This window comes from Microbacterium sp. SW12 (assembly GCF_055391095.1).
In genome coordinates, this window is sequence record NZ_AP024335.1 from 660,352 (window position 1) to 681,228 (window position 20,877).

The following is a 20,877-nucleotide window of genomic DNA, read 5'->3' on the forward strand; positions in this document are numbered from 1 at the left end:
GGAGTTGGCGCCGCAGGATTTTCAGGCGCGGCGCAGTAGACCGATCCGGTCGTAGACGTCGCCAAGGGTCGAGCGTGCGACGGACTCGGCGCGAGCAGCGTTGGATGCCAGAACCCGGTCGAGTTCGGCCCGGTCATCGAGCAGCTCCAGCGCCCGAGCCCGCACCGGCTCGAACTCGTTCACTACGACGTCGGCGAGACCCTTCTTGAAGTCGCCGTAGCCGCGGCCGGCGTACTCGTCTTCGATCGCGGGGATCTGCCGACCAGTGAGGGCAGCGTAGATGACGAGCAGGTTCGAGACACCGGGCTTGTTCTCGCGGTCGTATCGCACCGAGCCCTCGCTGTCGGTGACGGCACGCATCACCTTCTTGGCGCTCTTGGCGGGCTCATCCAGCAGCCACAGCACGCCGGCATCCGACTCGGCCGACTTCGACATCTTCGCCGTCGGGTTCTGCAGGTCGTAGATCCGGGCGGTGTCTTGCTGAATGACGGGCATCGGCACCCGGAAGGTGGTGCCGTATCGTCCGTTGAAGCGCTCGGCAAGATCTCGCGTGAGCTCGACGTGCTGCTTCTGGTCGTCACCGACGGGCACGATGTCGGTCTGGTACAGCAGGATGTCGGCCGCCATGAGCACCGGGTAGGTGAACAGCCCAACGGATGTCGCATCCTGGCCGTACCGCTGCGACTTGTCTTTGAACTGGGTCATCCGCCCCGCCTCACCGAAGCCGGTGAGCGTCGAGAGCACCCATGCCAGCTCGGCATGCGCTGGAACGTGCGACTGCACGTACAGGGTCGACTTCGACGGTTCAATGCCTGCGGCGATGTACTGGGCCGCGGTGCGCCGGGTCTTCTCACGCAGCTCGGCCGGATCGTTCGGCTGCGTCAGTGCGTGCAGGTCGACGACCGAGAAGAACGCGTCGTAGGCCTCCTGCAGATCCCGCCACTGCATGAGCGCGCCGATGTAGTTGCCGATCTGGAGGGAGTCGGCGGAGGGCTGCATTCCGGAGTACAGGCGGGGCTTGGTCACCCGACAATCCTAGGCCGCGGCGATGTGGCAGCCGTCTCGCTCACCCGCCGATCGTGTAGTCGACGACGACCGGCGCGTGGTCGCTCCAGCGGGTGTCCCACGACGGTGCCCTGTCGATTCGGTACGCCGTGACCCGCTCGGCCAGCGGAGCAGTGGCGAGGTGGTAATCGATGCGCCACCCGGTGTCGTTGTCGAAGGCCTGGCCGCGGTTCGACCACCATGAGTACGGTCCATCGACCTCGCCGGCCCAGCGGCGTCCGACATCCACCCACCCGAGTCCGGTGCCGTTGGATCCGTCGACGCATTCGATCTCGGAGCCCGCGGGAGCGAAGATGCGGTCGAAGTATGCGCGCTCGCGGGGGAGGAATCCGGCCTTCTTGAGGTTGCCTTTCCAGTTGCGGATGTCGAGCTCGCGGTGCCCGACGTTCATGTCGCCCATAACGAGCGCGAGTGGTGAGTGGGCCTCAAGCTGGGGCAGCCGTGCCTGCATCGCGTCCAAGAAGGCGTACTTGGCATCTTGTTTGGGGGTGCCGTCCTCGCCGGAGTGAACATAGGCGCTCACCACCGTCAGCGTTTCCCCGTCGATGTTGAAGTCAGCCTCGATCCAGCGACCCGACTGGTCGAGCGGTTCTGGGCCGAGCACTGTCCGGAAGGCCCCGGCATCCATCCGGCTCGCTACCGCGACACCGGAGCGGCCCTTTTGGAGCGCTTCATGGTGCACGATCCGCCACCCGGGCAGCGCCGCGGTCAGCTGTTCCTCGTTTGCGCGGACCTCCTGCAGGGCCATGATGTCGACGTCTGCCTCCTCGATCCACTCGAGCATTCCCTTGCGGGTGGCAGCCCGGATGCCGTTGACGTTGATGGAGGCGATGCGGATGGTTCGTGGCACGCGCTTCAGCCTAGGCGTCGTCACCGACACGCTGCCCCGCGCTACGCTCGACGGGACGACGCGCGGCGCGCGCGATCGATGTCGTGAAGCCGGGAGGTCGCGGTGGCACGAGCTGTCCTGAGCAGGCGCTGGCGCGCCACGTTCTTCATCCTCGGATGGGCGCTACAGCTAGCCGTCGCCGCGACCGGACTTATCGTCATCGCGGATGACACGATCGATGCACTCGTGGTGTGGCGCATCGCCGGATCGCTGTACGCGGTCGGCGCGATGGCGATTCTCGCGGTTCTCGCGTACCGCGGAGATCCCGTTCCGGAGACCCTCGCAATTGAGCGGAGCGCCTGGGTCAGCATCGTTCTGGCAGCAGTAACGGTCCTGCCGAGTGTCATTGGCGTGTTTGCGGCCATCACCGTCGTCATCGCAGACGACGGGTCGAATACCGGCCTCATCTTCCGCCTCATCGGGATCTGGGCGATGGTGCTCTCCTGGGGCCTTCTGCACTGGGGTTTCGCCCAGTGGTACATGTACCGCTACCGCACCGCCGCGGAGCCGCCGCTGCGGTTCCCGAGAACTCCGGAACCCTCGATCGTCGACTTCACCTATCTCGCCTTCACGATCGGCACCACGTTCGCCGTATCGGATGTCGAGACGTACTCATCACGCATCCGATGGCTCATGACGGTGCACTCCGTCATCTCGTTTTTCTTCAACGGGGCGATCATCGTGTTCGCGCTGAGCCGGTTGACGTCGTTCGGCTCGTGATCGGCGCGCGGTGCGTCAGACGAAGCCGTCAAGCGCGCTGGGTCCGCGGGGCGTCGGCGGCGCCGACGCCTTCACTTCCGCCAGCTCCTCTTCGGCGCGGCGTACGTCCCGGGACGCTGCCCACCGCGCGTACCACGGGGCGGCATCGAGCGCTTCCTGTGCGGTGCGCAGGCGCACCTGGGCCGCGAGCAGCAGCGCGGCGTGCTCCTCAGCGAGTTGCTCCGCTTCGGTCTTCTCCAAGAGCGGGATGTTCTCGTCGCGGGCCGAGATCGCGATCCACGCTGCGCCGACCAGCATGATGATGCCGATGAGTCGGAACCACAGCAGCAGACCGACGAAGATCGCGAAGGTGGCCAGCAGCGCGTTCGTCGGCGTGTAGCTGAGCAGCCACCCGGCCCCGAGCTGAAGAACCGTGACCGCCGCTCCGGCGAGCAGAGCTCCCGGCCAGATCGTGCGCCACCGCAGGCTCGTGCCGGTGAGGAACCGGTAGAGCGCGGCCAGGGCTGCGGCGTTGATGGCGAAGGAGATGAGAAGGGTCGCGGTGCGCACGCCGATCGAGAACCACACCGATCCGGTGTCGAGCCCGAAGAGCGAAAACACGATATCCAGTGCCCAGGTGCCGACTGCCCCGAGTCCGCCGCCGATCAGCAGCAGGATGCCGAAGAGCGCCGCTGCCAGAAGATCGCCGCTCTTGAGCAGCAGGTACGGCCGCCGGTCAGGGGGGAGGACGAAGATCTCGCGGACGGCGCGGCGCGAGAACGTCACCCAGCCGATCGCCGTCCAGATCAACGTCACGAGAGCTATCGCACCCGTGATGCCGAACAGGCTCGCCGAGTTGGTCGCGATCTCCGCCACGGCATCAGGCGTGATCGGCCCGTCCTTGTCGATCAATCCCGGAACGTATTGGTTGATGAGGTCGATGAGGTTCTGGATTGCCTGTTCGCTGCCGCCGAGCCAGAGCCCGGCCAGTGCGAAGGCGACGTAGACGGCGGCGAAGATCGCGAACAAGGCTTGGTAGCTCACTCCGGCGGCAAGCAGGAATCCGTTGGCGATCAGGAAGTGGCGCCACACGCGAACTGGAAACCACGCCAGCGTCCGCTTGGTGACTCGCGTCGCGAACGAGATCGGCTCTTCGAACCGTGTGAGTAGACGCTCCTGGGTCTCTTCCCACCGGGCCCGCAGGGTCTCTTCCTGCTGCTGCGCCGCGCGCGCGGTGTCGCGGCGGTTTCGGTCGGGCGAACTCACGCTCTCAGGTTATCGAGCCTCACGCGCGGCATCCGTTTCGACAGCGTGGCGCGAATCCGTGCGGAACCAGCGGACCACCGAGAGGGAGGCTGCGAGGACCCCCGCAGGGATGAGGAATGCGATGGCAAGTCCCGGACCGTCGGCAAGAAGACCGACGATGACGGCTCCGAGGATCGCCCCGGCGTAGTTGAAGATGTTGACCCGGGCAATCACCTGGTCGGAGTGAGCGGGGGAGAGGTCGCCGGCGGCGCCGAAGGTCACGGGGATGAGGATGCCGGTCGCGGCCCCAGCTAGAGCGAAGCCGAGGATCGCCGCGATCTCGAAGGGAAGAAGCGCGACAGCCACGACGCCGATCACCGAGACGACGATCGCGCCGGTCACCAGGCGGCCCCTGCTCATGATGCCCAGGAGCCGGTCGGTCGCGAGGCGGGTGATCAGGACGCACACCTGGTAGGCGGCGTATCCGAGAGGCGCGAGGGCGGGCAGAGCCCCGAGGTCGTCCTGCAGGTAGACCGTGCTCCAGGTGCTCACGGCGGAGTCGACGACGAACACTGCCAGGATGACGAAACCGAAAGCCCAGATTCCGGCTCGGGGCAGGCGAGCGCGCTCAGTCGCGGGGAGGGCAGTCTCGATCGGCACCTCCCGCGCAAAGAGGCGGATGCCGACCACAGCCACCACGAGGATTGCAACGCCCGCCGTCCCGATGGCCACGCCCGCAGCAAAGGGGGACGCTGCGATCGCCGACACGAGGAGGGCTCCGGCGATCGCGGCAGCCGTGTAGGCCGAGAAGAAGCCGCCGAGGAGCGGTTTGCCGTGGGCGCGCTGCACGATGACGCCCTGCATCGCGGTTGCGGCATCCACGCAGCCGAGGCCGATGCCGTAGACCGCGAAGAGGGAGACGAACAGCGGGAAGGGGGTCGGTAGTGCGATGGCGGGAAGGGCCGCCGCCTGAAGGAGGAGTCCCACAACGAGCGCGGTGCGGCTCCCGAAGCGCACGGCGAGCGCGTTGGCGAGCACGGAACCACCCGCGGCGGCTATAGCAACACCCAGGACGATGAGCGTGACGACAGTGTCATCCACGCCCTGCCGCTGCTTGAGCGCGGGGAGGGAGGTGACCACGACGGCATACCCGAGTCCCTGAGCCGCGTAGGCGGCGAACACTGCGACGCGCGTGGACGTCGATCGCGCAGCGCCGGCGACCATCGACGCGTCTGCGGTACTCATTCGGCCAGAGTAGCGACCAGGGAGCCCCGGCGAAGAAGCGATTCAGATCCTCAACGAGGCATGAAGCCCGACGTGGGGCACGGGGCCGTGCCGCGCCGCAGATGCGGCCCGGCTTAGGCTTTGCCGCGCCGCAATGCGGCCCGGCTTAGGCTTTGCCGCGCCGCAGATGCGGTCCGGCTTAGGCGCGCCCGCGCAGCACCGCCTGCTTGACCTCAGCGATCGCCTTGGTGACCTCGATGCCGCGGGGGCAGGCCTCCGTGCAGTTGAAGGTCGTGCGGCAGCGCCACACGCCTTCCTTGTCGTTGAGGATGTTCAGGCGCACATCGGCGGCGTCGTCGCGCGAATCGAAGATGAAGCGGTGCGCGTTGACGATCGCGGCGGGCCCGAAGTACTGGCCGTCGGTCCAGAAGACGGGGCACGACGAGGTGCACGCCGCGCAGAGGATGCATTTGGTGGTGTCGTCGAAGATCTCGCGATTGGCGATCGACTGGATGCGCTCCTTGCCCGGCTCCGGCGTGGAGTTCGCGATGAGGAACGGCTGCACCTCGCGGTAGGACGCGAAGAAGGGCTCCATGTCGACGATGAGGTCCTTTTCCAGCGGCAGACCCTTAATGGCCTCGACGTAGATGGGCTTGGAGATGTCGAGGTCCTTGATGAGGGTCTTGCACGCCAGACGATTACGCCCGTTGATGCGCATCGCATCCGACCCGCAGATACCGTGCGCGCAGGAGCGGCGGAAGCTCAGTGACCCGTCGACCTCCCACTTGATCTTGTGGAGGGCGTCAAGCACGCGGTCAGTCGAGTACAGCTCGACGTCGTAGTCGACCCAGCGCGGCTCGGAATCCACCTCAGGGTCGAAGCGGCGGATGATGAAGGTCACCAGGAACGACTGGATGCCGGTGGGCTCGGGGGACTGCTCGATGTCGCCCTGCTCATCGGTGGCGGCATCCGTGGAGACAAGCGTCGCGCTCATCGTCAGTACTTCCTCTCCATCGGCTGGTAGCGAGTGATGACCACGGGCTTCCAGTCGAGGCGGATGTGGTCATCCGCGACCGACGAGTGGGGGTCGCCCGTGAGGTAAGCCATCGTGTGCTGCATGTAGTTCTCGTCATCGCGCTTGGGGTAGTCGTCGCGCATGTGGCCCCCGCGGCTTTCGAGCCGGTTGCGGGCAGTGACGACAACGACCTCGGCGATGTCGAGCAGGAATCCGAGCTCGACAGCCTCGAGCAGGTCGGTGTTGAACCTCTTGCCCTTGTCGTCGACATGGATGTTGAGGTAGCGAGCTCGCAGTTCCTCGATGACGCCGAGAACGTGCTTCAGGGACTCTTCGGTGCGGAACACCTGAGCGCCCTTGTCCATCTCGTCCTGCAGCTTCTTGCGCAGCACGGCGATGCGCTCCCCGCCGGGGTTGTTGCGAAGGCCTTCGATCATCTCGCGGACGCCGGCAGCAGGGTCTTCGGGGAGACTGACGAAATCGGCGGTCTTGACGTACTCGACCGCGTTGCGGCCGGCGCGCTTGCCGAAGACGTTGATGTCGAGCAGCGAGTTCGTACCGAGTCGGTTCGAGCCGTGCACCGAGACGCACGCGCACTCCCCGGCGGCGTAGAGCCCGGGCACGACCGTGTCGTTGTCGCTGAGCACCTCGGCGGCGACGTTGGTCGGGATGCCGCCCATCGCGTAGTGGGCGGTCGGCATGACCGGAACCGGCTCGACGACGGGGTCCACACCCAGGTAGGTGCGCGCGAACTCGGTGATGTCGGGAAGCTTGGTCTCCAGCACCTCGGCACCGAGGTGCGTGCAGTCCAGCAGCACGTAGTCGCGGTGGGGGCCGGCGCCGCGACCCTCGGCGACCTCCTGCTGCATGCAACGGCTCACGATGTCGCGGGGGGCGAGGTCCTTGATGGTGGGAGCGTAGCGCTCCATGAAACGCTCACCGGATGCGTTGCGGAGGATGGCTCCCTCGCCGCGGGCGCCCTCGGTCAGCAGGATGCCGAGCCCGGCCAAGCCGGTCGGGTGGAACTGGAAGAACTCCATGTCCTCCAGCGGCAGGCCCTTGCGCCAGACGATTCCGACGCCGTCACCGGTAAGGGTGTGGGCGTTGGAGGTCGTCTTGTAGATCTTGCCGAAGCCGCCGGTCGCGAAGATCACTGCCTTGGACTGGAAGACGTGCAGGTCGCCCGTGGCCAGTTCGTAGGCCACGACGCCCGCGACCTGGGTCTTGCCCTCGGCATCCTTCACCGTGATGAGGTCGAGCACGTAGAACTCGTTGAAGAAGTTGATGCCGAGCTTGACGCAGTTCTGGAACAGCGTCTGCAGGATCATGTGCCCGGTGCGGTCGGCGGCGTAGCAGGCGCGACGGACAGGGCTCTTGCCGTGGTCGGCGGTGTGACCGCCGAAGCGACGCTGGTCGATCTTTCCGTCCGGGGTGCGGTTGAAGGGCAGACCCATGTTCTCGAGGTCGATGACCGCGTCGATGGCTTCTTTCGCCAAGATCTCGGCGGCGTCCTGGTCGACGAGGTAGTCGCCACCCTTGACGGTGTCGAAGGTGTGCCACTCCCACGAGTCCTCTTCGACGTTCGCGAGGGCAGCTGCCATGCCGCCCTGGGCCGCGCCGGTGTGGGACCGGGTCGGGTAGAGCTTGGAGATCACCGCGGTCTTCGCGCCGGGGCCTGCCTCGATGGCCGCGCGCATGCCGGCGCCGCCGGCGCCGACGATCACGATGTCGAACTGGTGGTAATGGACGCCGTCCTTGACGACGCTTTCGGCGCTCTGAGTAGTCACGGGTGCTGTGCTTTCGATGTCAGGTGAGCGGCAGGATTACGAGGCACACAGGCCGATGATCGTGTCGGACGCGGTAGCCGGGTCGAACCCGAGGCAGGGGTCGAAGGTGAAGACCACCAGGGTGCCGAGCAGGATCAGAAGCGCCGCGGTGACCCAGATCGCCGTGACGAGCACGGTGCGGGTCTTGGCGTGAGTCACGTAGTCGTTGGTGATGGTGCGCATACCGTTGGCGCCGTGGATCAGCGCGAGCCACAGCATGAGGACGTCCCACCACTGCCAGAACGGGTTGGTGAGCTTTCCGGCAACGAAGGCGAAGTCGATCGCGTTGATGCCGTCGCCCACCATGAGGTTGACGAAGAGGTGACCGAAGATCAGGACCACGAGCACCATGCCGGATGCTCGCATGTAGACCCAGCCCCACTTCTCGAGGTTGACGCCGCGGCGGCGCGGAGTGCTGTGGGAGGCGCGGGGTTCGGCGATCGCGGGAGCGCTCATCAGTGACCGCCTCCCATCGAGCTGAAGACATTGATGAGGTGACGGGGGGTGAACCCGATCATCGTCACTGCCCAGACGCCGAGGACGATCCACCAGAGCTGGCGCTGGTAGCGCGCACCCTTGGACCAGAAGTCCACGATGATGATGCGCAGGCCGTTGTAGGCGTGATAGGCGATCGCGCCGACCAGGAACACCTCGCCGATGCCCATGATCGGGTTCTTGTAGGTGCCGATCACCGCGTTGTAGGCCTCGGGGGAGACCCGAATGAGCGCGGTGTCGAGGATGTGGACGAGAAGGAAGAAGAAGATGGCGACGCCGGTGATGCGATGAAGAACCCACGACCACATGCCCTCGTGGCCGCGGTATAGCGTTCCACGAGGGGTCTTGGAGGTGGTTTCGGATACCGACGGTGTGACGCGTGCTGGTGCAGACACGGTCGTCCTCCCTGGATCGAACACGAGCGGGGCGGTCAGTGCCCCAACGGGAACCTGGCGCAGGTCCCTCGGCGTCACTCGGGCGCGAGTCCCATCCTATTGCGCCCGGAGCGGGCGCGGCTCTTAGGCCACCCTTAGTTCGGGGGTACTGCTGTCGCGTGCTGTCACTTCCCGGACACGTGCTCGAAAGGCCGCCCCAGTAGCCTGGGGGCATGTCTCAGGAGATCTCCGACTTCTATGCCGTCATCCCCGCGGGCGGCATCGGCAGCCGGCTCTGGCCGCTCTCGCGTGCCGACGCCCCGAAGTTCCTGCACGACCTCACCGGATCCGGGCACTCCCTGCTCCGTGACACCTGGGATCGGCTCGAACCTCTGGCAGGAAGCGAGCGCATCGCCGTGGTCACCGGGCGCGCGCACCGCGCAGCCGTCGAGGCCCAGTTGCCCGGCGTCCCCGACCGCAACGTCTTCCTCGAATCGGAGCCTCGCGACTCGACGGCGGCGATCGGACTGGCGGCTGCCGTGCTCGTGCGCCGTGAACCCGACGTCATCATCGGATCCTTTGCGGCCGACCACGTCATCCGGCCTCCGCACCTCTTCCAGTGGGCGGTGCAGCAGGCCGTCGCGGTGGCTCGGCAGGGATACATCAGCACGATCGGCATCCAGCCCTCCGAGCCCTCGGTCGGTTTCGGCTACATCAAGAAGGCCGACGAACTTCTCGTGGACGGCGCACCGGAGGCTGCCACCGTCGAGCGATTCGTAGAGAAGCCCGATCTCGAGACGGCCCGGGCCTATTTCGCCGACCGCTCGTACCTCTGGAACGCGGGGATGTTCATCTCTCGCGCCGACGTGCTGCTTGCTGAGATCGAGGCGAACAACCCCGAACTTCACGCCGGGCTGGTGGAACTCGCCGAGGCCTGGGACGACCGCGACCGTCGGGGGCCGGTCGTCGACCGGGTCTGGCCCGCCCTGACCAAGATCGCGATTGACTACTCGGTTGCCGAGCCCGCCGCCGAGAAGGGCAAGCTCGCTGTGATCCCCGGTCACTTCGACTGGGATGACGTCGGCGACTTCGCGAGCCTGGCAAAGCTCAACTCCCACGGCCGCAAGAACGACCTCGCCATCCTCGGCGAGAATGCCCGCATCCTTTCTGACGCCTCCAGCGGCATCGTCGTGTCGCAGACCTCGCGGGTGATCAGCCTCATCGGTGTGCAGGACATCGTCGTCGTCGACACTCCGGATGCTCTCCTGGTGACCACGAGCGAGCACGCGCAGCGGGTAAAGGGTGTCGTCGACGCGCTCAAGCTCGGCGGTCGCGGCGACGTCCTCTGACATGCCTGAGCCCCGGCGCGAGCAGTTTGCGTGACGACTCTATTGCGGGTTTGTAACCATTGCTCAGTGGCGGCTGTCTGGAGCATGCATCGTGGCGATTCGCTAGGTAGATTCTCCAGATGCACCCGCCGTCTGGGCGGGCCCTTCACCTGGAGGCACAGTTGACCATTTCCACCCGTAAGCGCGTGCTCGGCGGCCTCGTTGCCGCAAGCATGTTCGTTGCACTCGCCGGCTGCGCGTCGGCCCCCACTGACACGGAGACCACGTCATCCGCCGGCGGCGACGTCGTTGAAGGCTTTAAGCCCTGCATGGTCTCCGACGCCGGTGGCTTCGACGACAAGTCGTTCAACCAGCTCGGCTACGAAGGCCTTGAGCGTGCGGCTGACGAGCTGGGCGTCGAGTTCCTGACGGTCCAGTCCGACTCGGAGTCTGACTTCGCGCCGAACCTCACCAACCTGGTCGACCAGGGCTGCTCGATGATCATCACGGTGGGCTTCGCGCTGGCTTCCGCTGCTGGCGAGTCGGCCCTGGCCAACCCCGACATCGAGTACGTCTCGATCGACGACGTCGTTGACAACGACTTCGACGGTGAGACCGACGCTCCCAACATCAAGCCGATCGTCTTCGACACCGCGCAGGCCGCGTTCCTCGCCGGCTACGCCGCAGCGTCATACTCGACCGCCGGCAAGGTGGGCACCTTCGGTGGCATGAACTTCCCGACAGTGTCGATCTTCATGGACGGCTTCGCTCAGGGCGTGGCGTACTACAACGAGGCCAACGGCGCCAACGTCGAGGTTCTCGGCTGGGACGGCACCGATGGTGTCTTCACCGGTGGCTTCGTCGCCAACCAGGACGCGATCAACGCCGCGCAGGGCCTGGTCGACCAGGGTGTCGACGTCCTGCTCCCGGTCGGTGGTCCGATCTACCAGAGCGCCGCATCCGTCATCCGTGACTCGGGCCGGGACATCGCCCTCATCGGTGTCGACGCCGACGTCTACGAGACCGACCCGACCGTTGCCGATCTCCTCCTGACGTCGATTCGCAAGCTGATCGACGTGGGTGTCGAGGATGCAGTCCTGGCCGCCGGTATCGGCGAGTTCGACTCGGCTCCCTTCGTCGGCACCCTCGAAAACGGTGGTGTGGGCCTGGCTCCGTTCCACGACTTCGAGAGCAAGGTCTCGCCCGACCTGCAGGCAGAGCTCGACGAGATCGCCGCGGGCATCATCGACGGATCCATCCCGGTCACGTCGTACCTCGCGGGCTGATAACCCTCAGCGGCGGGGAGGCTGGGTGTCCAGCCTCCCCGCCGCTGTCGTTATCGCCCTTCACCGCCCACACGTCGGCCACGCAATTCGGTGCGTCGGCCCGGCCTGTCTCCTAGGATCGGCATCATGAAGCTCGAACTCCGCGGGATCACCAAGCGGTTCGGCAGCCTCGTCGCAAACGACCACATCGATCTCGTGGTCGAACCCGGAGAGATTCACTGTCTCCTCGGTGAGAACGGCGCCGGCAAGTCAACGCTGATGAACGTCCTGTACGGCCTCTACCAGGCCGACGAGGGCACGATCCTCCTCGACGATCACGTCCAGAATTTCCACGGACCCGGCGACGCCATGCGCGCGGGAATCGGCATGGTGCACCAGCACTTCATGCTGATTCCGGTGTTCACGGTCGCCGAGAACGTGATGCTCGGCCACGAGTCCACGAAGGCCGGCGGGTTTCTCGACCTCAATGCAGCGAGGCAGCGGGTCAGGGAGATTTCCGAGCGGTTCGGGTTCGACGTCGACCCCGACGCTCTTGTCGAAGAATTGCCCGTCGGAGTGCAGCAGCGCGTTGAGATCATCAAGGCCCTCTCCCGTGACGCCAAGGTGCTCGTCTTCGATGAACCGACGGCGGTGCTCACCCCGCAGGAGACCGACGAGCTTATGGCCATCATGCGTCAGCTCAAGGAATCGGGCGCATCCATCGTCTTCATCACCCACAAGCTTCGCGAAGTCCGCGAGGTGGCTGATCGCATCACCGTCATCCGGCTCGGCAAGGTCGTCGGCGAAGCGTCGCCCGAATCGTCGAACGCTGAGCTCGCGTCCATGATGGTCGGTCGCGCCGTCGAACTCACGGTTCATAAGGACCCGCCGCAGCTGCGCGATTCTGCTCTCGTTGTCTCGAGGCTGTCGGTGCTCGACCCCACCGGCCACCCGATCGTCGACGACGTCAGCTTCGAGGTGCGTGGCGGTGAGATTCTGGCCATCGCCGGTGTACAGGGCAACGGGCAAACCGAGCTCACCGAGGCGCTGGTCGGGCTCCAAGGGATCGTCCGCGGTTCGGCCACGCTGAACGGAACCGAGCTCATCGGCCGCAGCGTGCGAGGCATCCTCGACGCCGGTGTCGGGTTCGTCCCCGAGGACCGCAAGGAAGATGGTCTCGTCGGCCCCTTCACGATCGCTGAGAATCTCATGCTCGACCGCGCCCACGGGGCTCCCTTTGTGAAGGCGGGCACCGTGCAACGCGCGGCGCTGGCGGCTTTCGCTCAGGAGAAGTTCGAGGAGTTCGACGTTCGCGCGCAGAGCGTCGATACGCCCGTCGGTACCCTCTCGGGTGGTAATCAGCAGAAGGTCGTCTTGGCCCGTGAGCTCAGCCGTGAACTGTCGCTTCTGGTTGCCGCGCAACCGACGCGGGGTGTCGATGTCGGATCTATCGAGTTCATCCACAAGCGCGTCGTTCAGACCCGCGACGCGGGCATCCCCGTTGTCGTCGTGTCCACCGAACTCGATGAGGTCGTCGCTCTCGCGGACCGGATCATGGTGATGTATCGCGGACGCATCGTCGGCATCGTTCCCGGAGACACTCCGCGTGAGGTTCTCGGTCTCATGATGGCCGGCGAGACCCCGAGCACGGAAGGAGCTGCCGCATGAGCACGACGGCATCAGAGTCCACGCGTAGCTCGAAGCCCGGCTCCGCGGAGGTCCCACCCCCGGCAAGTGGCACGAGACGTTCCGTCGCATCACGCAGGGAAACGCGATCATTTCGGTGCTGGCGGTGTTCCTGGCCCTGATCGTCGGTGGGATCATGATCGCCTTCACCGATGAAGACGTGCAGGCGGCATCCGCATACTTCTTCGCACGCCCGATGGACACCATCGCGGCAGTGTGGGATGCCGTGAGCGGCGCCTACGTCGCCCTGTTCCAGGGGGCGATCTACAACTTCGACGCGCCGAGCTTCGAGCGAGCCATCAAGCCCATCACCGAGACGCTCACCTTCGCGACCCCGCTGATCGCGGCGGGGCTCGGTGTCGCTCTCGCTTTCCGCATCGGCATGTTCAACATCGGTGGTCGCGGCCAGATGCTGATGGCCTCGGCCGCCGCGGGGTGGGTGGCCTTCTCGCTCGACCTGCCCTGGGGCATCCACATGATCGTCGCCCTCATCGCGGGCCTCATCGCCGGCGCCTTGTGGGCCGGGATCGCCGGCCTGCTGAAGGCGCGCACCGGTGCGCACGAGGTGATCGTGACGATCATGCTCAACTACATCGCGTTCTACCTGATCTCGTGGATGCTGCGTACCCCTGGCCTGCTGCAGGCCCCGGGATCAAGCAACCCCAAGACGCCAGCGATGAAAGACACCGCGGTGTTCCCCGACCTTCTCGGTCCCTCCTACAACCTGCACTTCGGCTTCATCCTCGTGATCGGTGCGACGGTGCTGGTGTGGTGGATCCTGTCGCGCTCGAGCCTCGGCTTCCAGTTCCGCGCCGTGGGTGAGAATCCCAACGCGGCGCGGGTGGCCGGTATCAAGGTTTCGAGCATGTATGTCTACGGCATGCTGATCTCCGGTGCGCTCATCGGTCTCGCCGGTGTCAACCAGGTGCTGGGAACCGTGACGACCGGCTTCTCGGCCGACATCGACGCAGGCATCGGATTCGACGCCATCACGGTTGCGCTGCTGGGACGTTCCACTCCCTGGGGAACGTTCGCGGCCGGCATCCTGTTCGGCGCTTTCAAGGCCGGCGGGTACTCGATGCAAGCCGCCGAGCAGATTCCGGTCGAGATCGTCACTGTCGTCCAGGCGCTCATCGTGCTGTTCATTGCGGCGCCGCCGCTGGTGCGTACGATCTTCTTCCTGCCCTCGCCCGAGCGCGACCGCCGCAAGCGCGAGAAGGCACGGCAGAAGCAGCTGAAAGCGCAAGCCCGCACTGAAGGGGGTGCCGCGTGAGCACGACTGCATCCCCCACGGGCGAAGGGACCGTACCCATCGCCCCCCTGGCAACCGCCCAGCCGGAAAAGATCCGCAGCTGGAAGGTTCCGATCGCTCTCACGATCTTCACCGCGCTCTTCGCCATCCTGCTGCTGGCCGCGCCGCGGGAGGGAGCGACGACTTTCCGGCTGTCCACGCCCACCGATGCGATTCAGCTTCCCGAGCTCGTTGTGCCCGTCATGGCGACGGCCTGGATCTGTGTCGTCCTGCTCGTGCTGCTGACTGTCGCATCCGTGTTCTTCGTCCGTGCGTACGCGCGTTCGCCGCTGTGGATCGTGATCGTGTACATCCTTGCGATCGTCGTCGGCTTCCTGACCTGGGCCGCAGCGGGCGCTGCCATTCCCGTGGCGGGGCTCCTCGCGGGGTCTCTCGGACTTGCCGTTCCGCTCATCTACGGCGCGCTGGGCGGCGTGATCGGCGAGCGTGCCGGTGTCGTGAACATCGCGATCGAGGGTCAGCTGCTGGCTGGCGCGTTCACGGCAGCGGTCGTCGCCTCGGCAACCCGCCAGCCTCTCCTCGGGCTTCTTGCAGCCATGGTCGCGGGCATGCTCGTCGCCTTCATCCTCGCCGCGTTCGCCATCAAGTACCTCGTCGAGCAGGTCATCGTCGGTGTCGTGCTGAACGTCCTCGTGATCGGGCTGACGAGCTTCCTGTACTCGCAGGTCCTGCAGCCCAACGGTGCGACGCTCAACAGTCCGCCGCGGTTCGACCGGATGCCGATTCCGTTCCTTGCCGACATCCCGGTCATCGGCCCGGTGCTGTTCAACCAGACGATCATCGTTTACCTCATGTACATCGCCGTGGCGGCGGTCTACGTCGGCATGTTCCACACCCGCTGGGGCCTGCGCCTGCGCGCCGTCGGCGAGCACCCGCAGGCCGCTGACACCGTCGGCATCAAGGTCAACGCGACCCGGTTCTGGAACGTGTTGCTCGCCGGCGCCATCGCGGGCCTGGGCGGCACCGTGTTCACGATCGGCAACGGCATCGCCTTCAACAAGGAGATGACGGCAGGAGCGGGCTTCATCGCGCTCGCAGCCGTGATCTTCGGCCAGTGGGACCCGATCAAGGCGACCCTCGCGGCGTTGCTGTTCGGGTTCGCGTCGAGCCTGCAGAACACCCTGAGCATCGTCGGTTCCCCGGTGCCGAGCGAGTTCATGCTCATGTTGCCGTACGTCGTCACGATCTTCGTCGTCGCCGGTGTCGTCGGACGCTCGCGGGCGCCCGCCGCCGACGGAAAGCCCTACATCAAGGAATAACGGGATCAGCGCCCTCGCCACCAGTGGGGGCGCTGAGACCTGCGTGAGCCGGGAGGACCCGCATGACAGACATCGATTGGGACAGGCTGCGCACCGAGGCAATCTCGGCCATGCGCCGCGCCTACGCCCCGTACTCGAACTACTCGGTCGGAGCGGCAGCGCTCGTCGATGACGGCAGGACCGTCTCGGGCTGCAACGTCGAGAACGCTTCGTACGGTGTCGGACTGTGCGCTGAATGCGGACTCGTCTCGGCACTGCACATGAGCGGCGGCGGCAGGCTGACTGCCTTCGTGTGCGTCAACGGTGCGGAGGAGATCATCATGCCGTGCGGTCGGTGTCGACAGCTCCTCTACGAGCACTCCGCGCCTGGCATGCTGCTGCACACCGTCTCCGGTATCCGCACGATCGATGAGGTGTTGCCGGATGCCTTCGGGCCCCGTGACCTCGAGGAGGCACGCGCATGAGCGAGGCGCCGATCGAGCCGTTCGACGCCGTTGACGTCATCCGTATCAAGCGTGACGGGGGCGCCGTTCCTGAGTTGGAGCTGCGCTGGATGGTCGATGCCTATACCCGCGGATATGTTGCTGATGCGCAGATGGCCGCGTTCGCGATGGCAACCCTGCTCAACGGGATGCAGCGCAACGAGATCCGGGTGATGACCGATGCGATGATCGCGTCGGGGGAGCGCATGAGCTTCGCGGGGCTCGGTAAGCCGACTGTCGATAAGCACTCGACGGGCGGGGTGGGAGACAAGATCACGCTGCCGCTCGCGCCACTGGTGGCATCCTTCGGCGTCGCCGTGCCGCAGCTGTCGGGGCGAGGCCTCGGGCACACCGGCGGAACTCTCGACAAGCTCGAGTCCATCCCGGGCTGGCGCGCGGCGCTCTCGAACGAGGAGATGACGGCGCAGCTGCGGGACGTGGGTGCCGTGATCTGCGCAGCCGGATCCGGCCTTGCTCCTGCCGACAAGAAGCTCTATGCGCTGCGCGATGTCACTGGCACCGTCGAGGCCATCCCCCTCATCGCCTCGAGCATCATGTCGAAGAAGATCGCCGAGGGCACTGACTCGCTCGTGCTGGATGTGAAGTTCGGCTCAGGTGCGTTCATGCGCGACGTGGATCGTGCCCGCGAACTCGCACGCACGATGGTGGCGCTGGGCACTGACTCCGGGGTGGCCACGACAGCGCTGCTGACCAACATGGACACGCCGCTCGGCCTTGCGATCGGCAATGCGAACGAGGTCAGGGAATCCGTCGAGGTGCTCGCAGGCGGCGGACCTGCCGACGTCGTGGAACTCACCCTCGCTCTGGCCCGAGAAATGCTCGCATTGGCGGGCCAGCCGGATGCTGACGTCGAGGCGGCGCTCGCCGATGGACGCGCCATGGACTCGTGGCGCGCGATGATCCTCGCCCAGGGCGGGGACCCGGATGCCGAGCTTCCCGCCCCGCGCGAGACCCACACCGTCACCGCACCTCGCGCTGGGGTTGTGACCCGCATGGAGGCCCTGCCGTTCGGTGTCGCCGCGTGGCGTCTGGGCGCCGGCCGTGCGCGCGCCGAAGATCCCGTCATCCACGCAGCAGGCATCGACCTGCACGTCAAGCCGGGCGATTCGGTGGCCGCCGGTGCGCCGCTGTTCACACTCTCGGCGCAGGATGCGGCTCGCTTCCCTCGTGCACTGGACGCGCTCGAGAACGCGTGGGAGATTGGTGACGCCGAGCTCTCGCGCACACCCATCGTCCTCGAGCGCATCACCGCCTGAGCATCCTTCGTTCTTCCCCGCGCCCGCCATCCCCACACTCAGGAGCCCTCATGTCGATCGATCAGCACGGTGACCACGTCTTGCAGGGGATGTCGATCCGCAAGCTCCCCAAGGTGTCGCTGCACGACCACCTCGACGGCGGTGTGCGGCCGGCGACGATCCTCGAGCTTGCCGACGAGGCAGGGCTCGAGGTCCCCGAGGACACGGCGGATGATCTCGCCGACTGGATCGCGGAGCGCTCCGATTCGGGTTCGCTCGTCGAGTACCTGAAGACGTTCGATCTCACCGTCGGGGTCATGCAGACCCGCGAGGGACTCACCCGCGTCGCTCGGGAATTCGTCGAGGATCTCGCCGCCGACGGCGTGATCTACGGCGAGGTGCGGTGGGCTCCCGAGCAGCATCTGTCGGGCGGGCTGTCGCTCGAGGAGGCCGTCGAGGCCGTGCAGGACGGCATCGAAGAGGGTGAGGATGCCGCAGAGCAGGCAGGTCACGACATCCGTGTCGGGCAGCTGATCACCGCGATGCGCCACACCGACCGGTCCCTGGAGATCGCGCGGCTGGCCGTTCAGTGGCGTGAGCGCGGCGCCGTCGGGTTCGACATCGCCGGCCCCGAAGACGGATTCCTCCCCGCGCGCCACCGTGAGGCCTTCGACTACCTCGCCAGCGAGTTCTTCCCGGTCACGGTCCACGCGGGTGAGGCTGCCGGCCTGGACTCGATTCGCTCGGCTCTGCTCGATGGGCGGGCACTGCGCCTGGGCCACGGGGTGCGCATCGCGGAAGACCTCGATGTCGTCTCGCGGGCGGGCGACGAGGTGCTGGTGCAGTTCGGCGACCTTGCTCGGTGGGTGCGCGACCGCGAGATCCCACTCGAGCTCTCGCCGAGCTCCAACCTGCAGACCGGAGCGATCGAAAAGTGGGGCGAGGAGCTCGCCGATCACCCCTTCGACCTGCTCTACCAGCTGGGCTTCTCGGTGACGGTGAATGTCGACAACCGCACGATGAGCCGGACATCGCTGACCCGCGAACTCGCCCTGCTCGCTGACGCTTTCGAGTACGACCTCGATGACCTCGAAGTCTTCCAGCTCAACGCTGCGGCAGGCGCCTTCCTGCCGGTCGAAGAGCGTGAGGAACTCATCGAGCTCATCGGCGAGGGCTTCGACCGCTAAGTCGGGCCACGGAGTCGCTAACTCCTCAGGTTTGGCCGCATCGACGGTCGGTAAGGGGCCGGGTGGCGGCATTCCGCGCGGTTCTGCGGAGTTAGCGACAGCGTGAGCGTTGGCGGGGGCGCCGCCGGTCCTGCCGGCGCTGGATGCGGACGGGCGGCGATGGCCATCGGCGCAGCTAACTCCTCAAAACCAGCCATTCAGGCATCCGCGGATCTCGCGAGCCCGCAGAATCCGGTCAGCTTTGCTGAGTTAGCGACGACGAGCACGAACCGGATCACCGCGCTCGATGATCGCGCGAAGCGTCGTCGTCAGCTCATCTCGGTGATGCAGGATGTCTTCCGCGATCGGTCGGATCGTCGTGTATCCGAGAGCCGCGGCCGTCATATCGCGGCGCCGGTCGCGCTTAGCAGCGTCCCAGCCCGAGTGGTGCGCTTCACTGTCGCATTCGATGATCAGCCAACCATCGACGATGAAGTCGACCCGCCCCACCCCGGGAACGCTCTGCTGCACACGGATGTCGCATCCGAGCGTGCGGAGGATGAGCCGCATGAGCGTTTCGGTGCCGGACTCCGCCCGTCGATCGAGGAGCCCGTGGAGTGCTCGGTAACGCAGCGGAAGACGAGTAAATACCTCCCGCAGTTCTGCTTCGTCGACAAGTCCCCGATGCCATGCGCTGTCGAGCGTCGCGATCGCGGACCGCGGGTCCTGGCACCGGCAGGCCTGCGCGAGGGCCTCAACCCAGGGCGCGATGGGGGAACAGCGATGAGCTCCAGTGGCGCGCCAGTGTGCGACGACGTGGTGCGGGCGCGCGGGCAGCCGGCTCGCGCCATTGTCGAGCTGGACGTGGAGCGGCGGGTCGGATGCGACGAAGACGCCTGCCTCGCGGAGCAGAGAGACGCAGTCCAGCCGGCCTCCGAGGCGTGCCGCTTCGGAGAGGCACGGTGGTACATCGACGGCGAGGTACTTGCCGCGCCGCACGCGAAGCAGCTGCCCGGAATCGACCAACAACCTGATGCGCCGTTCCGACAGGCCGTGCGCGCGGAGGTCCGAGGTCTCGAGTATCCGATGGCGGAGGGCTGGGGATGTCGCGCTCGCAGCGTTCGGCATGACGGCAGTCAACCGTCGTGCGGGGGAGGGTGGCCGACGGATGTGATGGCTGGGGAGACCGGAGCTGAGAGGCGAGGTGGGGAGGATCGGTTCTCGCCGCGGCGCCTGTCCGCCGAGTGTTGCTAACTCCTCAAAACTGACGGCCGCGGCCGGTGCTGCGCGGTCGAACCGGCCCACGGCGCGGCGAATAGGAGGAGTTCGCTGCGGCCGTGGCGGTCGGTGGGTGGATGCGCCGCTCGACGGTCGGCCGTTGCTAACTCCTCAAGATCGCCGTCAGATCAGGGCGCGAGCGGACATGATGTGCCGCAGGCGCGCCGGATGTGAGGAGTTAGCCACAATCGCCGCAGGAGCCGTCGACGAAGTGGCTCCCGGTCCGAGGGGGCGTCAGCCGCCCGCGACCTGCGTCTGCAAGAAACGGTCGACCTCGGAGGTGAGGGTCTCGGTCATGTCGGCATCCGAGATGGTCGGTGTGCCGTCGCCCGGCTGGGGGCCGTAGTCGCCGAACGATGAGTGCGCGGCGCCCGCGATCTCGACCATGTCGGCACCCGCCGGGAGCAGCGGGCGGGCATCCGCGATCTTCTCGGGCGTGGACAGGCCGTCGAGTTCTCCGGCGAGGCTGAGCACCGGAAGCCCCGACGTGCTGAGGTCGTTCGCGCAGTAGGACGCGAACAGGATCAGGGCCTGGGCACTCTCGGTGAGCTGGCACGCGGGAACCCCGCCGAGTGAGTGACCGCCGACGGCCCAGGTGTCGACATCCGGGGCAAGGCTCGTGAACGCGTCCAGCGGCCTCAGATCGAAGAACGCCAGATTCAACCACGGCTTTGTGATCACTACTGTCGTGCCCGACTCGACGATGCCCGAAAGCTTCGCGGCATACGCCCACGGGTCGACCTTCGCGCCGGGGATGAACACCAGTCCATCGCCGGTCTCACCCTCGACGGGCGCGAGCACGATGGCTGCCGAATCATCGGTGATCGCGATCGCCGGATCGGCCTTCACCGCGGCGAGCGGCTCGGGCTCTGCCGCCATGACGCCGACCTGCGAGTAGATGACGATCCCGATGACGGCGACGATCAGCAGGATGCCGAGACTTGCCGCGATCCAGCCGATGATGCGCGCTGCGCGGGAGCGTCGGCGTCGCGGGGCGGGGCAGGGTCGGCATC

General features: G+C 66.4%; 18 protein-coding genes and 1 pseudogene. 9 read left to right on the forward strand and 10 right to left on the reverse strand.

Going from position 1 to position 20,877, the window contains the following annotated elements; translation table 11 throughout:
* Positions 1-21 precede the first annotated feature (21 nt).
* Together trpS and MICSW_RS03280 are read right to left on the reverse strand one after the other, a co-directional pair.
* Entirely contained in the window at positions 22-1,026 is a 1,005-nt protein-coding gene (gene trpS / locus MICSW_RS03275; RefSeq protein ID WP_228179180.1) for a tryptophan--tRNA ligase, read from the reverse strand.
* Between the two features lie 40 nt (positions 1,027-1,066).
* Complete coding sequence (locus tag MICSW_RS03280; protein ID WP_464496746.1) at positions 1,067-1,915, reverse strand: exodeoxyribonuclease III; 849 nt, start codon at positions 1,913-1,915, stop codon at positions 1,067-1,069.
* Positions 1,916-2,017: 102 nt separating this feature from the next.
* Between MICSW_RS03280 and MICSW_RS03285 the strand changes: the two genes are divergently transcribed.
* Positions 2,018-2,674 carry a DUF1345 domain-containing protein gene (locus MICSW_RS03285; RefSeq protein WP_464496747.1) on the forward strand — a complete coding sequence of 219 codons (657 nt, stop codon included), beginning with the start codon at positions 2,018-2,020 and terminating at the stop codon, positions 2,672-2,674.
* A gap of 15 nt (positions 2,675-2,689) precedes the next feature.
* On the opposite strand, the gene MICSW_RS03290 is transcribed toward MICSW_RS03285, so the two are convergent.
* The 6 genes from MICSW_RS03290 to sdhC form a co-directional block, all read right to left on the reverse strand.
* Complete coding sequence (locus MICSW_RS03290; protein WP_292726354.1) at positions 2,690-3,919, reverse strand: YihY/virulence factor BrkB family protein; 1,230 nt, start codon at positions 3,917-3,919, stop codon at positions 2,690-2,692.
* 9 nt (positions 3,920-3,928) lie between these two features.
* Positions 3,929-5,143 carry an MFS transporter gene (locus MICSW_RS03295; RefSeq protein ID WP_347424309.1) on the reverse strand — a complete coding sequence of 405 codons (1,215 nt, stop codon included), beginning with the start codon at positions 5,141-5,143 and terminating at the stop codon, positions 3,929-3,931.
* A 178-nt stretch (positions 5,144-5,321) separates the two neighbouring features.
* Positions 5,322-6,116 carry a succinate dehydrogenase iron-sulfur subunit gene (locus MICSW_RS03300; RefSeq protein ID WP_464496748.1) on the reverse strand — a complete coding sequence of 265 codons (795 nt, stop codon included), beginning with the start codon at positions 6,114-6,116 and terminating at the stop codon, positions 5,322-5,324.
* 2 nt (positions 6,117-6,118) lie between these two features.
* The gene (sdhA, locus tag MICSW_RS03305) at positions 6,119-7,924 is read right to left on the reverse strand and encodes a succinate dehydrogenase flavoprotein subunit (protein WP_464496749.1); all 1,806 of its coding nucleotides are present in this window, start codon (positions 7,922-7,924) and stop codon (positions 6,119-6,121) included.
* 36 nt (positions 7,925-7,960) lie between these two features.
* Positions 7,961-8,419 carry a succinate dehydrogenase hydrophobic membrane anchor subunit gene (locus tag MICSW_RS03310; protein WP_347424310.1) on the reverse strand — a complete coding sequence of 153 codons (459 nt, stop codon included), beginning with the start codon at positions 8,417-8,419 and terminating at the stop codon, positions 7,961-7,963.
* On the reverse strand, positions 8,419-8,853 hold the full coding sequence (sdhC, locus tag MICSW_RS03315; protein WP_228179563.1) for a succinate dehydrogenase, cytochrome b556 subunit: 435 nt from the start codon (positions 8,851-8,853) through the stop codon (positions 8,419-8,421). Before sdhC ends, MICSW_RS03310 begins: the two co-directional genes overlap by 1 nt.
* A 212-nt stretch (positions 8,854-9,065) precedes the next feature.
* On the opposite strand from sdhC, the gene MICSW_RS03320 reads away from it, so the two are divergent.
* The 8 genes and pseudogenes from MICSW_RS03320 to MICSW_RS03355 all read left to right on the forward strand — a co-directional run bounded on the left by MICSW_RS03320 (position 9,066) and on the right by MICSW_RS03355 (position 18,607).
* Entirely contained in the window at positions 9,066-10,181 is a 1,116-nt protein-coding gene (locus tag MICSW_RS03320; protein ID WP_292725902.1) for a mannose-1-phosphate guanylyltransferase, read from the forward strand.
* A gap of 161 nt (positions 10,182-10,342) precedes the next feature.
* On the forward strand, positions 10,343-11,446 hold the full coding sequence (locus MICSW_RS03325) for a BMP family lipoprotein (protein WP_228179565.1): 1,104 nt from the start codon (positions 10,343-10,345) through the stop codon (positions 11,444-11,446).
* 126 nt (positions 11,447-11,572) lie between these two features.
* Positions 11,573-13,093 (forward strand): ABC transporter ATP-binding protein, encoded by a 1,521-nt coding sequence (locus MICSW_RS03330; RefSeq protein ID WP_228177521.1) that lies wholly within the window; start codon positions 11,573-11,575, stop codon positions 13,091-13,093.
* 64 nt (positions 13,094-13,157) lie between these two features.
* A pseudogene (locus MICSW_RS03335) lies at positions 13,158-14,384 on the forward strand (ABC transporter permease); the annotation flags it as partial.
* Positions 14,381-15,682, forward strand: a complete 1,302-nt coding sequence (locus MICSW_RS03340; protein WP_374198003.1) for an ABC transporter permease — start codon at positions 14,381-14,383, stop codon at positions 15,680-15,682. The pseudogene MICSW_RS03335 and the gene MICSW_RS03340, both read left to right, overlap by 4 nt.
* 62 nt (positions 15,683-15,744) lie before the next feature.
* On the forward strand, positions 15,745-16,146 hold the full coding sequence (locus MICSW_RS03345) for a cytidine deaminase (protein ID WP_228177523.1): 402 nt from the start codon (positions 15,745-15,747) through the stop codon (positions 16,144-16,146).
* The gene (locus tag MICSW_RS03350; RefSeq protein WP_347424312.1) at positions 16,143-17,441 is read left to right on the forward strand and encodes a thymidine phosphorylase; all 1,299 of its coding nucleotides are present in this window, start codon (positions 16,143-16,145) and stop codon (positions 17,439-17,441) included. The genes MICSW_RS03345 and MICSW_RS03350 overlap by 4 nt, the downstream gene beginning before the upstream one ends.
* Before the next feature lie 50 nt (positions 17,442-17,491).
* Positions 17,492-18,607: an adenosine deaminase gene (locus tag MICSW_RS03355; protein WP_300591127.1), complete on the forward strand. Its 1,116-nt coding sequence runs from the start codon at positions 17,492-17,494 to the stop codon at positions 18,605-18,607.
* Between the two features lie 249 nt (positions 18,608-18,856).
* Here MICSW_RS03355 and MICSW_RS03360 read toward each other — a convergent pair whose 3' ends face one another.
* Positions 18,857-19,714 (reverse strand): type IV toxin-antitoxin system AbiEi family antitoxin domain-containing protein, encoded by an 858-nt coding sequence (locus MICSW_RS03360; RefSeq protein WP_228177526.1) that lies wholly within the window; start codon positions 19,712-19,714, stop codon positions 18,857-18,859.
* A gap of 384 nt (positions 19,715-20,098) precedes the next feature.
* Entirely contained in the window at positions 20,099-20,743 is a 645-nt protein-coding gene (locus MICSW_RS03365) for an alpha/beta hydrolase (protein WP_464496750.1), read from the reverse strand.
* Positions 20,744-20,877 lie beyond the last annotated feature (134 nt).